The organism is Rothia sp. HMSC058E10 (genome assembly GCF_001809415.1).
Lineage (GTDB): Bacteria > Actinomycetota > Actinomycetes > Actinomycetales > Micrococcaceae > Rothia > Rothia dentocariosa.
The window spans coordinates 83,042-96,490 of record NZ_KV797643.1 but is presented as its reverse complement, the minus strand read 5'-3'; the positions used below and the strand labels follow the sequence as shown (position 1 = coordinate 96,490).

Below are 13,449 nucleotides of genomic sequence, written 5' to 3'. Positions count from 1 at the left end.
AAGTCTTAGCTAATAGGTCTAGACTAAAACTGCTCATTACTAAAACCACGAATAGAGGACACACATGTCTATGTCGCATAACGCGAAGCGCTCATGGGCGTTTCTAGCGTCTGCCGCCGTTGGCCTCAGTGGCATCGCCGCCACCCCCGCCCTAGCGAACCAACCCGCACCGACCGCGCAGATCGTCTCTGAGCAGGCGCCAGCTGCCGCATCACAAAGCCTGCAGGATGCATCCGTAGATTGGGGCGTCAAATCCTCATTCCGCAGATACATCACCGGTCCTGTCGCTGGTGGTTCGCAGGAACTAACCGGTGCTACCTCCAACGCGGATGGTTCTTATCACTTCACCGCCGCTGAAGGTACCGTCGAGGCAGACGGTTCATACCACGTTAAATTCACCGGTTCCAGCGTGAAGTACACCGGGCACCACGGCGTGCTCGAAGTAACTATCAGCGACTTAGAACTTGTCATCAAAGACGGGCAAGGCAGCCTATACGCAAATATCAGCGAACGCCCCTATAACGGCAACACCACCCCGAACCCGCCCGTACAGCACGGTCACACGCTGATTGGTACTTTCGATGCTTCCTCCCTGAAAAACGAAGGTGGGCAGCTGACCTTGGCAGCATCTGATGCCACCAAGGTGAAACTCAGCGCAGAAGCAACTTCGGTGTTTGCCGGGTTCTATCAGGCGGGGCAAGAGCTGGATGCGCTGGCATTCTCCGCGAAGCTCGTTACCAAGCAGGCATCGGCACCGGAGAAACCTACTGATCCGACCCCGGAACCGACTCAGCCTGCACCTGAGCCTACTCAACCCGAGCAGCCTGCACCAGAACCGAGTAAGCCTGCCGATCCTACTCCTGAGCCATCTCAGCCTGCGCCAGAGCAGAGTAAACCTGCTGAAACACCGGCACCGCAGCCCTCACAGAGTTCCGAAGCTCCGGCACCACAGCCCTCTCAGACTTCTGAGGCACCTGCCTCAAACCCTTCAAAGCCCAGCGAAGCACCCAGCTCTCAACCGGCACCGCAGCCCTCACAAAGCACGGAAGCCGCTAAGCCCGCACCGGCTCAGCCTCCGGCTACCGATGCAGCGCCGAGAACCGACGTGCCGAAAGGTCAAGGGCACATTATTGAATCCGGCAACCTGACCTGGAATATTCGTGATTCCTTCCTGCACTACCTCAACACCATTGCGCGCGGTAACATCACCGTCGAGGGTCTGTCGAAGAATGCGGCGGGCGGGCTGGACTTTACCAGCGCATCCGGCTCGTACGATGAGGCAACGAAGACCGGTCAGATCAACTTCGCGGGCAAGGTGCATATTAGCGGGCATCACGGCCAGCTCAACAGCAGCTTCGAGAACACTCGCCTAGTCATCAAAGAGGGCAGGGGCTACCTGGTTGTCGACGCCGAAGCGCTCAACATGCAGGGCGAAAACCGCACCTTCAAAGATCTTGTACTCGCCGAGGTCGATTTGAGCGGTGCAACCTTAGAAAATAACGTGCTCTCGGCTAAGAATGCAGCCGTTACCGTTACCGTCGAGGGGTCCGAGGCGATCTTCGCCGGGCAGTACAATGACGCCGACAAGCGCATTATGGCTCCGCTCTCCTTCAGCGCAAAACTCGGTTCTCAGCTGGTGGAAAACAAGGTTACCGACACCACGGTTAAGGGTTCTAACACCGGCAGCGGTTCGGCGAACCTGGGCAATAACGCAAACGCGGGTATTGGTGGCACGAACTTTGGCGGTTCCGTGAACAATGGCGGCGACAATGCCTCCCATTCCCATAACGGCTCCACCCCGGCTGCACACCCGAATGGCGGTAAGAGTGGCTCCTTCAGCAGCGTCTCGAAGAACCCCGCCCAGCCCGTCTGCACCCCGGTGACCGTGACCAAGCAGGTTCCCGTTAAGGCTGCAAAGAATGCACCGGCCGCATCCGCAGATGGTAAGGTTGCCAGCGCAGACCTCGGGTGGGGTGTGCGCGATTCCTTCCGCAACTACATTCGCGGCGGCATCGCTAACGGCAGCTGGGATCTGAACGGTACCACCTATTCCAATAATGCCTTCCAGTGGGCGAAGGGTACGGGTTCCTTCAAAGATGGTAAGGGCTCGATTTCCTTCACCGGTTCGGTGCATTTCACCGGACACCATGGAATTCTGGACACCACCATCTCAAACCCGCGTCTGGAGATCAACGGCAAGACCGCAGTTCTCTACGCAACGGTGGTCGGCAACGATATGGACGGCAAATCACAGAATTACGGTGAAGTTGCTCTGCTCAACGTTGATGTGAGCGGTTTGCAGGTCTCTGGCGATAAAATTTCCATCAGCGGTGCGGGCACTACCATTACCGCTGAGGGTGCTAAAGCGTTTGCAGGTTTCTACGAGGCGGGTAAGGATATGGCTCCGCTGAGCTTCTCAGCGTCGCTTTCGGGTACACAACCCGCGGGCAACACCGCCAAAACCCAGACCACCCAAACTGTGACCGAAACCGTATATCAGGGTCAGGGATGCGAATCTCTCAACGCACGCGGCTCTCATGGTCGTCTGGCGCATACCGGTGCCAGCGGTGTAGAGGCTGGGGTTGCTAGTGGTCTGGCCTCTCTGGTCGCCGGTATTGGTGCCGTACTGTACACGCGCCGTCGCAAGTCCTCCAGGATGTCTGAGCGCTCCGAATAAACCTAAGATCAGCCTATAAATACCGGCATATGCGGCGGTTCTTAGGCTCGGGTTTATTCCTCGGTGCAGCATCCGCACCTCATAACTCACCGGATGCGCCAGGGTGCGGGTAGTATCGACTGCCCGCACCCTCACCCTAAGCACACGCTCTCATCACGAATACATACACTCACAGTTTTAGCCGATAGGAACTCTTCATATGGCTTTTCGTCTCTCACACCCCGGCGCAACAACACGCCCCAAACACCGGCACGGCAGAGCGAGCGCATCGCAGAAGGTTACCGCCGCGCTATTAGCGGCATCCATGTTTTTTATCTCCGGATGCGGCATCGGCACCCAAAATTCGGACAACACGAGCGCATCCTCGCACTCCGTGGTTGATGAACAGACCACCAAGTCTGAGCTTGAGAACCTTGCGCAGGAGCTCAAGAGCAATGTTTCTTCCGATCCGAAATCGCTGACGGGTCCCAGCAGCGCGAAGAACACCCCCGAAGTTCAGCCGATGGTTGAGACTCCCACCCCGCAGCTTCCCGTGACTTTCAAGGATTTCAAGGGCGATGAGGTGACTGTTAAGTCGGCGAACCGCATCCTGGCTCTTGATCTGTACGGCACTCTCGCGCAAGAGGTCATCTCGCTGGGTTTGGGTGATCGTCTGGTCGGTCGTGTAACGTCTTCAACCGAGTCTTCGCTAGCGAAGCTGCCGCTCGTCACTCAGAACGGCCACGACCTGAACGCGGATGCGATTCTCGCGACGAACCCCGATCTTGTGCTCTGGGATAAGAGCAATGGTCCCGAAGAAGTTGTTGAACAACTGCGCGATGCGGGCGTGACTGTGGTGGTGTTCGACCATGAGAGGCGCATGGATAAGATTATTCCCCAGCTCAAGGCTGTGGCACAGGCTTTAGGCGTGCAGGAGGCGGGCGATAAGGTTGCCGAGCGCGTGCAGAAAGACCTTGATTATGCCCTGAATACCATCAAAGAAGTTGCCCCTGAAGGCGATAAGAAATTGTCGATGGCGTTCCTGTACGTGCGTGGTAATGCCGGGGTATTCTTCATTCTCGGCAAGGGTTCCGGTGCGGATGATCTGATTGCCGCGCTTGAGGGCAGAGATGTGGCTTCCGAGCAGGGAACGCGCAACATTGTTCCTGCGAATAGCGAGGCGCTGGTCAAGGTGAACCCGGATGTCATTTTGACTATGACTCACGGCGTGGAATCTACCGGCGGCTTGGATGGATTCTTGGCACGTCCGGGGGTTGCCGAAACGAACGCGGGAAAGAGCAGGCGCGTGGTTGATATGAACGACGGGCAGATTCTATCCTACGGTCCGAACACCCCCGCCGTTCTGCTTTCCCTAGCCCGCGCTATCTACGCACCCCAGCGTTAAGAGGCTCTACCTGTGAATTCGTCCAACCGCACTGATGCGGCGACTCCCGGCAGCGCGGATTATCGCAGCAAACGCCGCATCCGTATTCTCGCAACTTTTGGCTTTCTGAGTATTGCCCTGATCGTCATAACCGTGGTGTCGGCGGGGTTGGGTCAGTACAATATTCCGACCGATCATGTGGTGGCTTCGCTGGGGCGCCGCTTGGGTATGATTCCCAAGGATCCGACCGCCTATCTTGAAGACAGCACCCTGTGGAATATTCGTTTTCCGCGTGTGCTTTTGGGGCTGCTCGTGGGCGCTGCCCTGGGATGCTCGGGCGCGGTCATGCAGGCGGTTTTCGGTAACCCGCTGGCCGAGCCCGGGGTTATCGGTGTGTCTTCGGGCGCCGCGGTGGGAGCATGTGTAGCGGTCGTTTTCAATCTCGAATTCTTCGATATTTACACGGTTCCAGCTTTCGCCTTCGGCGGTGCCCTCGCGGCAACAGCACTGGTTTATTTTCTCTCGCGTTCCTCAGGTCGAGCGAAAGTTCTCTCCATGATTTTGACGGGTATTGCGGTAACTGCGGTGGCAAACGCCGCAATCGCGTTCTGCCTGTACCTGGCCGATAATGTCAGCCGCGACCGCATCGTCTTCTGGCAGATGGGATCGCTCAACGGGTCTACGTGGAAGGCTCTTGCCAGCGTGTGGTTCGTGATCGTAGCGGGGCTAATCATGTGCTTGATGATTTCACGCAAACTTGATCTGTTGGCGCTGGGCGAGCGCGCGGCACAGCATTCCGGGGTGAATGTTGAGCGTCTGCGCGGTGTTGCGATTGCTGCTACGGCGCTTTTGACGGGTGCGGCGGTGGCTCATGCGGGCATTATCGCCTTTGTGGGGCTTATTATTCCGCATCTGCTTCGGCTTATTGTGGGGCCGTCTAACCGTTTGCTGCTGCCTGCTTCGGCGCTGGGCGGGGCGCTGTTAATTGCGCTTTCCGATTTGGGGGCGCGCACTCTCATTCCGGTCTCTGACCTGCCGATCGGTATTTTTACGGCGCTCGTGGGTGGCCCTACGTTCTTCTTCCTGCTGCGCCGTTCGATGGGGAAGGGAGGTCTTTAATGCTTATTGTTGATGAGGTGTCGCTGTCAGTGGGCGGGCGGCGCATCTTAGAGGATGTCTCTTTTGAGGTTCGGGCGGGCGAGGTTGTGTCGCTCATCGGTCCCAATGGTGCCGGTAAGTCCACGATTTTGGGGGTTATTGCAGGCGATATTAAGCCTGATTCCGGTTCGGTGCTGCTCAAGGATAAGCCGGTGGGTGAGTATTCATATCTTGAGCTTGCGCGCCTGCGTGCCCTGCTGCTGCAGAAAACTCAGGTGGCGTTTTCGTACCTGGCACACGAGGTAGTGGCGATGGGGCGCACCCCGTGGCGCGGTACCGAGCGTGCGCATGAGGACGACGCCGTGATCGAGCAGATGATGGCACGCACGCATACAGAGATGATGGCAAATCGCGATGTGACAACCCTTTCGGGCGGCGAAAGTGGGCGTGTGCATTTGGCCCGTATTTTTGCGCAACAGACTCCCCTCATACTCTTGGATGAGCCTACGGCGGCGCTGGATATTAAACATCAGGAACAGACTCTGCAGATGAGCCGGGAGCTTGCCGCTGAGGGCACGGCGGTGTTGGCGGTTCTGCATGATTTAGATGTGGCGGCGGCGTATTCGGATAGGATCTTGCTGCTGGATAAGGGCCGTGTGGCTGCCAACGGTACCCCCGCTCAGGTGTGTACCGAGGAGCGGCTGAGCCGTGTGTATCAGCATCCGATTGAGGTTTTGGAGCATCCGGTGACGAAGCGGCCTCTGGTTCTGCCGCGGCGATAGAGCGGCACCGTGCTTTGAGTCGTCCTTTTTCTGGGCTGCTACCTTGAATATTTCATGCCGGTATCCGACGGATTCTCAGTATATTCCCAGTTCGGCATATAAGCCCTGTGCCATGGTTACTTGTTAGAATAAAGTAATGCCCGGCGCAGGGTTACTTCTCGTGATAAGAAGTCTGAACTCGCCCGGGTGCAGCCCAAACCGTATATATTACTCTTCCCCTACCCCACGAAGGAGAGTACCCCATCCATGAGTTCTGACCAGCACAAGACAATGCTGTCTGAAGCCTCCGGTTATGTTCCCGAATATTCTGCTCAGGCACACAGCGGTTCTCAAGAGCTTGCTGTTCACGGGCTCAGCAGCGATGAGGTTGCCAAGCTCACCGCCGCCGGTAAGGTCAATGCTCAGAATAATAAGTCTTCCCGCACCTTGTGGAGCATTATGCGGGCACACCTATTTACGGTATTTAACCTGGTGCTTGGGCTGTGCGGTCTGGTTGTGATTCTATACCAGCGTTGGGCTGATTTGCTCTTTCTGTTCGCCGTGGTGGCGAATGTGATTATCGGTTTTGTGCAGGAGTACAAGGCTAAACTTGAGCTCGACCGTATCTCTCTGCTTGACCGATCCCCGATCACGGCGGTGCGCGATGGCGCTATGATCGAGGTTCCTATGGAGTCCCTGGTTGAGGGCGATGTGGTAGTGCTCAAACGCGGCGACCAGGTTCCTGCGGATGCGGTGGTCCTCACCTCCGACTCGCTAGAGCTGGATGAATCCCTGCTGACCGGCGAGAATGACCCGATTCCGAAACGTCCGGGCGATATGGTGCTTTCGGCATCGAGCGTGCTCGGCGGCACCGGGCGCGTACTGCTTTCGGCGGTGGGCTCCGAGTCCCGTGCAAGTAAAATTTCCGATGAGGCCCGTCAGTTCTCGCGCATCCAGTCTGAGCTTCGCGATGCGCTCGACCGCGTGGTGCGGTGGATTACCTTCGGCCTTGCCATCATTATCCCGATCGTGCTGTGGGGCCAGGTGCGCGCGGCAGGCGGCCTTGAGATCGTCAATCGTGACGGTCTCTGGGAGAACGTTGCTATTGCGGTAGTTTCGTCAGTAGCATCTATGATTCCGCAGGGTTTGGCGCTCATGACAACCTTGGCGTTCGCGGCGGCGGCTGTGGCTCTGGGACGTAAACACAATATTTTGGTGCAGGAACAGCCCGCCGTTGAGGTGCTCGCCCGCGTGGATACGGTGTGCTTCGACAAGACGGGCACCCTGACCGAGGGCGGCGTGATTTTCGATTCGGTACGTCCGCTGACTACTCCGGCCGAGGCAAAAGCACCCGATGAAAATCAGGCGTGGCGAGCATCCCTGCCGCAGGGCTGGGACCAGGCGTTGGCATGGTTCGGTCATGATGAAAACGCGAACCCGACCGCAGCAGCACTCACCGGCGGGTTCGAGCAGGCACCCACCGAGCAGATCAGCGGCATTGTGCCGTTCTCATCGGCGTTACGCTTTAGCGCTATCGAGTTTAAGTCTTCGGGAGCCTGGCTTCTCGGCGCTCCCGAGGCTCTGCTGAACCAGGGCACCGAGGAACGTGAGCGGGCCCGTGAACTCGCGTCATTAGGTCTGCGCACGATGGTACTCGCGCATGCATCCGCCGTGGTACGCAACGATGACGGAGACCCGGTGCAGCACATCCCCGCCGACCATACCCCCGTGCTCTTCGTGATTTTCCGCGAAAATGTACGTTCCGATGCCCCCGAAATCGTGGACTATTTCAATCGCCAGGGCGTAACCCTCAAGGTGTTCTCAGGCGATAACCCGTACACGGTACAGGCAGCTGCGAAGACCGCCGGCATGGATATTTCTGCGGGCGCGATTGATGCCTCTACCCTGCCGCAAGACGGCCCCGAACTCGCCGAAGCCGCCGCAACCCACAATATTTTCGGTCGCGTTTCGCCCGAGCAGAAGAAGAACATGGTGATCTCGCTCAAAGAGCAAGGACACGTCGTGGCAATGACCGGCGACGGTATTAACGATGCGCTCGCCCTCAAACACGCCAATCTCGGCATTGCAATGGGTAACGCTGCACCCGCGACGAAAGCCGTCTCGCGCCTGGTGCTTCTGGACGGCAAGTTCTCTTCGCTTCCCGCTGCCTTGGAACAGGGCCGCCAGGTGATTGCGAATATCGAAATGGTGGCAAACCTGTTCCTGACCAAGACCGGCTTTGCGATCCTGCTGGGTGTGACCTTTGGTCTGATGGGGCTGATCTTCCCGTTCTTACCGCGCCAATACTCGACCGCAGATTTCCTGATTGTGGGCGCTTCCTCTTTCGCGCTGGCGCTGCTGCCAAACTCACGCCGGTACGTGCCCGGATTCTTGCGCCGCGTGCTGAATTACACGATTCCGAACTCTATTATCGTGGTGGCGATGCTTCTGACCGTGAATTTGGCGGCGCTTCTGGTGTTCCCGGGAACCGATATGCGGCAGGTGCAGACTGCTTCTTTCATCACCCTGGTGATTATGGGATTGTGGAACCTTGCGGCAGTGGCTAGGCCGTTTAACAAGGCACGTATCCTGCTGTTTGGGGCGCTGCTTGCCGTATTCTTTGCGGCGTTATTGGTTCCGGTTTTGGTGCGGTACCACCAGTTTGAGGCTCCGTCGGCGCTATTGTTGTGGCTGTCGGTGGGAGCTGGTGGTTTAGGGGCGGTGCTGATTGAGGTGAACGCGCATCGTAGTCGCCGCTGGCAGAAACGCAGCTACCCCGAGCTTGAGGTGGCTTCACTGAGCCTCTTCCCTTCCGCGACGAAATAGCTCAAGATCGCATCTTCCCCTCAGTAATCTCGTCTAAGAACCGGTGCCGTAACATCTCATGAACGGCACCGGTTCGGCGTTTAACCTCTTTCGGATGCTCTGCCTCGCCGTAACGTAAAAACCGCCGCATACCTGAACGGCACAATTTACACTTTCTGAACTTTCAAAACCTCATCTTGCGCTCGTGCAGGTTTACGCCTAAAGTTACATGCAGATATTGTGATTCTTAGAATCACACAACCATAGAACACAGGGTTGTTACTGGTAAGGCAGGCAAGACCTGAGTTGCTGAATCCCTTGAGGGAATAGATTCCCTAGGGTTCATCGTTATACCCACGATGCTTTAATGCATCACGGTACGGCGGCATGCAGCTCGGGTCTTTTTTTGTTTCCCTCGGGGCGTTTTGCTCTGAGGATGCCGCCGGTAACATCCCTAACACACTATTCACCGTGCAAGGATAACAACGTGAAAAACCACGAACTTGGCGAGAAGATTCTGACGGGACTTGGCGGTTCCGAGAATATCGCCCACTTTACGCACTGCGCAACCCGTTTGCGCGTAACTCCCGCCGACAGGAGCAAGGTCAATACGGACCAGATTAAGAGCATCCCCGGGGTGCTCTCGGTCATTGAGCAGTCCGGTCAGACTCAGGTCGTGCTCGGCGACCGTGTTGAGGGGGTCTACAACGAGATGCAGACCCTGCCCGGCATGGCGAACCTTGGCGAAGATAATGCTGGTTCCAAGAAGGCTTCCGAGGGCAAGAAGGCTGGCTGGCTCACCAATATCTTCGATGTGCTCTCCGATTCCTTCCGTCCCCTGCTGTGGGCGCTGTTGGGCACCTCCATGATTCTGACCCTGATCGTGTTCCTGCAGCAGTTCGGTTTCTTCGGTCAATACACCGACCTGACCGGCCAGAGCGTGAACATCGATATTGTGAACGGTCCGCGACTTTCCGATGAAGCCGCCGGTAAGGCACTCGAAGCCGAATGGATGAAGCAGTTCGCTTTCTGGTACATCCTCAAGGCTGCCGCTCTGTCGGTGCTGAACTTCATGCCCATTATGCTTGGCGCAACCGCCGCAAAGCGTTTGGGCGCGAATATGTGGGTTGGTGCTGCTATTCCGGCGGCGCTGATGACCAGCACCTTCCAGAGCCTCACCAAACTTGCTGACCCGGCTACTAAGATGCTTGACGTATCCATTATGGGTCTGCACCTGCCGCTGTACGCCTACGATTACACCGGTCAGGTGTTCCCGCCCCTGCTGGCGGTTGCCCTCTTGGCGCCTCTGGAGCGTCTGTTGAAGAAGATCATTCCGAATATGCTGCAGATGGTCTTCGTCCCCATGCTGTCCGTTATTATTCTGGTGCCCGTAACCGCTTTCGTGGTGGGTCCCATCGGTATTGGCGTGGCTATGGGTATCTCCGACTTCCTGAAGAATGTTAACGATGTAGCTCCGGGAGCTGTGGGTGCGCTAATCGCAGGTCTGTACCTGTTCATGGTTCCGTTGGGCCTGCACTGGCCGCTGAACGCCGTGATGATTAACAACCTGCAGACCCTGGGTACTGACTTCATCCAGTCCCCCATGGGTGCTTACAACTTCGCCGTCTTCGGCGCGGTAACCGGTGTTGCTATTAGGGCTTCACGGAATAAGGAGCTTCGCCAGACTGCGGTGGGTGCTTCTATGTCCGGTCTGCTCGGTGGTATTTCGGAGCCTTCTCTCTACGGTGTGGTTCTGCGCTACAAGCGGGTTATTCCCCTCATCCTGGTACCTGCTGTGGCCGGTGGTGCCACCATCTCACTGCTGGGGGTCAAGTCGCACGCTTTCGCCTTCACCTCGCTCCTGTCGATTCCCGCAATGCAGCCTTCCGCTCTGTATGCTCTGGGCTTGTCAATTGCGTTCGGTGGTGCAATGACGGGCGTTCTGCTCTTCGGGTATGAGTCCAGGAACGCAGCAAAGACTGCCGATACTCCTGCAGATTCCGCACGGGATGCGGCGGCAAGCGCATCGGCGAAGAAAGATTCCGCCGATCAGGCCGGGTCAGCATCCGCAGCTGCAACCGCTGCAGCGCCCGCACTAGAGGCAGGTACGGTTCTTGAGGTGGCTTCTCCTCTAGAGGGTAAGGCCGTGGCACTTTCCGAGGTTCCAGACCCGATTTTCGCTGCCGGTAAGCTCGGCGAGGGTGTTGCGGTTGAGCCGACCGGCACCACCGTGGTTGCACCCGCAGCGGGTAAAGTCGCAGCTACTTACCCCTCCGGCCACGCGGTGGGCCTCAAGTTGGATAACGGCGTGGAACTTTTGGTGCACGTCGGTTTGGATACTGTGAACCTCGATGGTGAAGGCTTTACCGTCAAGGTGAAGAAGGGCGATCAGGTTGCCGCAGGCGATACGCTGATCGAGTTCGATCCTGCGGTCATTAAGAAGGCTGGTTACCCGCTCATCACTCCGGTGATTGTGACCAATACCCGCAAGTTCGCCTCGGTTGAGGGCGTTGTGGGTAATGCAAATAATGCATCCACCGTTTTGAAGGTGACCACCAAGTAGGTTTTCCGATGCGGCAAAAGCCCCGCGTGCAGTTGAACTGCATGCGGGGCTTTTGTGTATTCTTCCATTGTTTAGTCATGGCGGCGGAGTCTCTTAAGCCCCCGGTTCATACTACGATTTTTTCTCCCACCCCACGTTAATCCACACATTGGGGTCGTAGTAGGGCGCTGCGAAGAGCGCGGGGCCATAGTTGGCGAGTTTTTTGCGCACCGCAAGATAGTTGGGCCCGTTGTACAGCGGAATATAGGTGGCAACATCCTGCTGATGCTTCTGTTCGATGGCGTTGGCGCGTTCCAGCTGCTGGTGTGTATCCTCGGTTCCCAGCATCTGCGCCGCCATGCTGCGGATTTCTTCGGTGCTCCAGCGTTCCGCGGCGGAAGCGTACAGGTAGTTAACCGCCTCCACGGGGGTTGGGGTGATGCTGTACCCGGTGAAAACCGCATCGTAGTCGCCAGCGGCGAGCGCAGTGCTGTATTCGTTGGCTGGGCGGTTTTCAACTTTGGCGTCGATCCCCATGCGCTTGAGTTGTTCCATCATGAAGTTGCTCATGGAAGCCACCGTTGGCTCGGTCGTGAAGTTGGTGATGGTCAGGGCTGCTTTTTCTTCGCCTTTAGTGTAGATACCTGCGCGGGTGTATCCGGCTTTCTCAAGGATTTTGACGGCGTTTTCGATGCTTGATCTGCTGGGATAGTTGTTGCGGTACCCGTTTTGGAGCGGCAGGAAGCAGAGCGAGCCGGGCAGGGTTTCTTTCCAGCCAAGCTGTCCGAAACGTATATGCTGAATCTGTTTGCGGTCGATTCCGGCAACCACGGCCTGGCGTATGGGCAGTGGAACTTTGCGGGGGTTGAGCTGTAAAACGCCCGCGTAGAGCGCCATTCCGCGGCGAATTTCGATGTCTGCAACACTCGTGATGTCGTTGTAGGCGCTCACGGTGCTCACGTTAACAACATCAAGTTCTCCGGTTTTGAAGGATGCGCGTTCCTCGGCGCTGTCTTCTATCTCGTACCAGGTGATGGTATCGAGAAGGGGCTGCGTGCCCCACCATGCTGGATTTCGCTCGACTCTCAGGTATCTTTCGGCGGTATTCCACTCTTGAACTTTGTAGGGTCCTGCCCAGTATTTATCAAGGGGTTTATCAAAGCCGTTGTTGAAGAGCTCCGGGTCTTTCAGCGCCGGGTGCAGGAAGATGCAGAGGCTTCCATCGGCTGGGTACCACGGGGTTTTCATGGTAATGCTGATGGTGTGTTTGTCGCCTGCTTCTTCGATGGAGGCTATCTGTTTCCAGGCTCCCCCGTCGTGTATTCGGTAGTCGTTGCCACCATCGTCTTTGCCGCGCAGGATCTCCCAGGTGGTGCGCAGTGCCTCAATGTCGATAGGGGTTCCATCATTGAACGTGGCTTTTGGGTTGATCTTGATGCTGATGGTTTGTGAACCGTTCGCGGTTTCGGCTTTGAACTCGGTAACGTAGTCGGGGTTGGTGGTGAGTTTTCCGGCGTAGTCGCTTATCCATCCCCCGGTGGCGGCCGCCGAGTTCACGGCCGCGTGAATAGTAAGCATTGAGATGCCGTACCCGGATTCGGAGGCGATGTTGAAGTTTGGTCCGATAGCGGGATATGACAGGTTGAGGCTGCCACCCTTGCTCAACTCGGCTCTATCGCGCGGATTGGTTGCTGTTGCCTCTTGAGAGTCTGTTCCCCAGCCCGAGCCGGGCAGTTCTGAAGCATTCGTTCCAGCCTGGCAGGCGGTTAGCACGCTGATTCCTGAGAGCGCGAGAGTACCAGTGAGCAGGGTTCTGCGGGTGACAGATACGTTCTTCATCGAAGCTCCTGAGGTTCCGGGGAGAATCTGTGCCGGGTGAGCTAGTTCGCCGTGGATGGGTAAAACATACCGGATGCACAACAGTGAAACATCCCTGCTTAATTATATCCCGGCTATCCTGCCTTTTGAGCTTATTTCACGCGGTTTCATGAGCTTTCGCAACACCCTTCATCTTTTAATCTTCGCCACGCTGATCTTGCCGGTGGCTGTCGGCGGCGGAGGTATATACTGCCTTCACTGGTTGGAATTGCGTAGGACCAGCACAGACCCTCAAGGGCTTCATCTTGGCGACTACTAGTATCTTTCAGAAAACAGCCCAGCAAAAGCAAGTGCCCCCAACCGCATATCGGTCAGGGGCACTTCG

The 13,449-nt window shown here is 57.0% G+C and carries 7 protein-coding genes; 6 read left to right on the top strand and 1 reads right to left on the bottom strand.

Annotated elements, in window-relative coordinates:
* Nucleotides 1-64: 64 nt before the first annotated feature.
* The 6 genes from HMPREF2609_RS11240 (at nucleotide 65) to HMPREF2609_RS09745 (ending at nucleotide 11,267) form a co-directional block, all read left to right on the top strand.
* The gene (locus HMPREF2609_RS11240) at nucleotides 65-2,677 is read left to right on the top strand and encodes an HtaA domain-containing protein (RefSeq protein ID WP_070536649.1); all 2,613 of its coding nucleotides are present in this window, start codon (nucleotides 65-67) and stop codon (nucleotides 2,675-2,677) included.
* A 199-nt stretch (nucleotides 2,678-2,876) separates the two neighbouring features.
* Nucleotides 2,877-4,061, top strand: coding sequence for a heme/hemin ABC transporter substrate-binding protein (locus HMPREF2609_RS09765; protein WP_070536647.1), 1,185 nt, complete (start codon nucleotides 2,877-2,879; stop codon nucleotides 4,059-4,061).
* A 12-nt stretch (nucleotides 4,062-4,073) separates the two neighbouring features.
* Complete coding sequence (locus HMPREF2609_RS09760; protein WP_048754548.1) at nucleotides 4,074-5,159, top strand: FecCD family ABC transporter permease; 1,086 nt, start codon at nucleotides 4,074-4,076, stop codon at nucleotides 5,157-5,159.
* The gene (locus HMPREF2609_RS09755) at nucleotides 5,159-5,920 is read left to right on the top strand and encodes a heme ABC transporter ATP-binding protein (protein WP_070536645.1); all 762 of its coding nucleotides are present in this window, start codon (nucleotides 5,159-5,161) and stop codon (nucleotides 5,918-5,920) included. Before HMPREF2609_RS09760 ends, HMPREF2609_RS09755 begins: the two co-directional genes overlap by 1 nt.
* 246 nt (nucleotides 5,921-6,166) lie before the next feature.
* Nucleotides 6,167-8,725: an HAD-IC family P-type ATPase gene (locus HMPREF2609_RS09750; protein WP_210391469.1), complete on the top strand. Its 2,559-nt coding sequence runs from the start codon at nucleotides 6,167-6,169 to the stop codon at nucleotides 8,723-8,725.
* A 466-nt stretch (nucleotides 8,726-9,191) separates the two neighbouring features.
* Nucleotides 9,192-11,267, top strand: a complete 2,076-nt coding sequence (locus HMPREF2609_RS09745) for a glucose PTS transporter subunit IIA (RefSeq protein WP_048780245.1) — start codon at nucleotides 9,192-9,194, stop codon at nucleotides 11,265-11,267.
* Between the two features lie 111 nt (nucleotides 11,268-11,378).
* Here HMPREF2609_RS09745 and HMPREF2609_RS09740 read toward each other — a convergent pair whose 3' ends face one another.
* Entirely contained in the window at nucleotides 11,379-13,085 is a 1,707-nt protein-coding gene (locus tag HMPREF2609_RS09740; protein ID WP_070536643.1) for an ABC transporter family substrate-binding protein, read from the bottom strand.
* Between the last annotated feature and the right edge of the window lie 364 nt (nucleotides 13,086-13,449).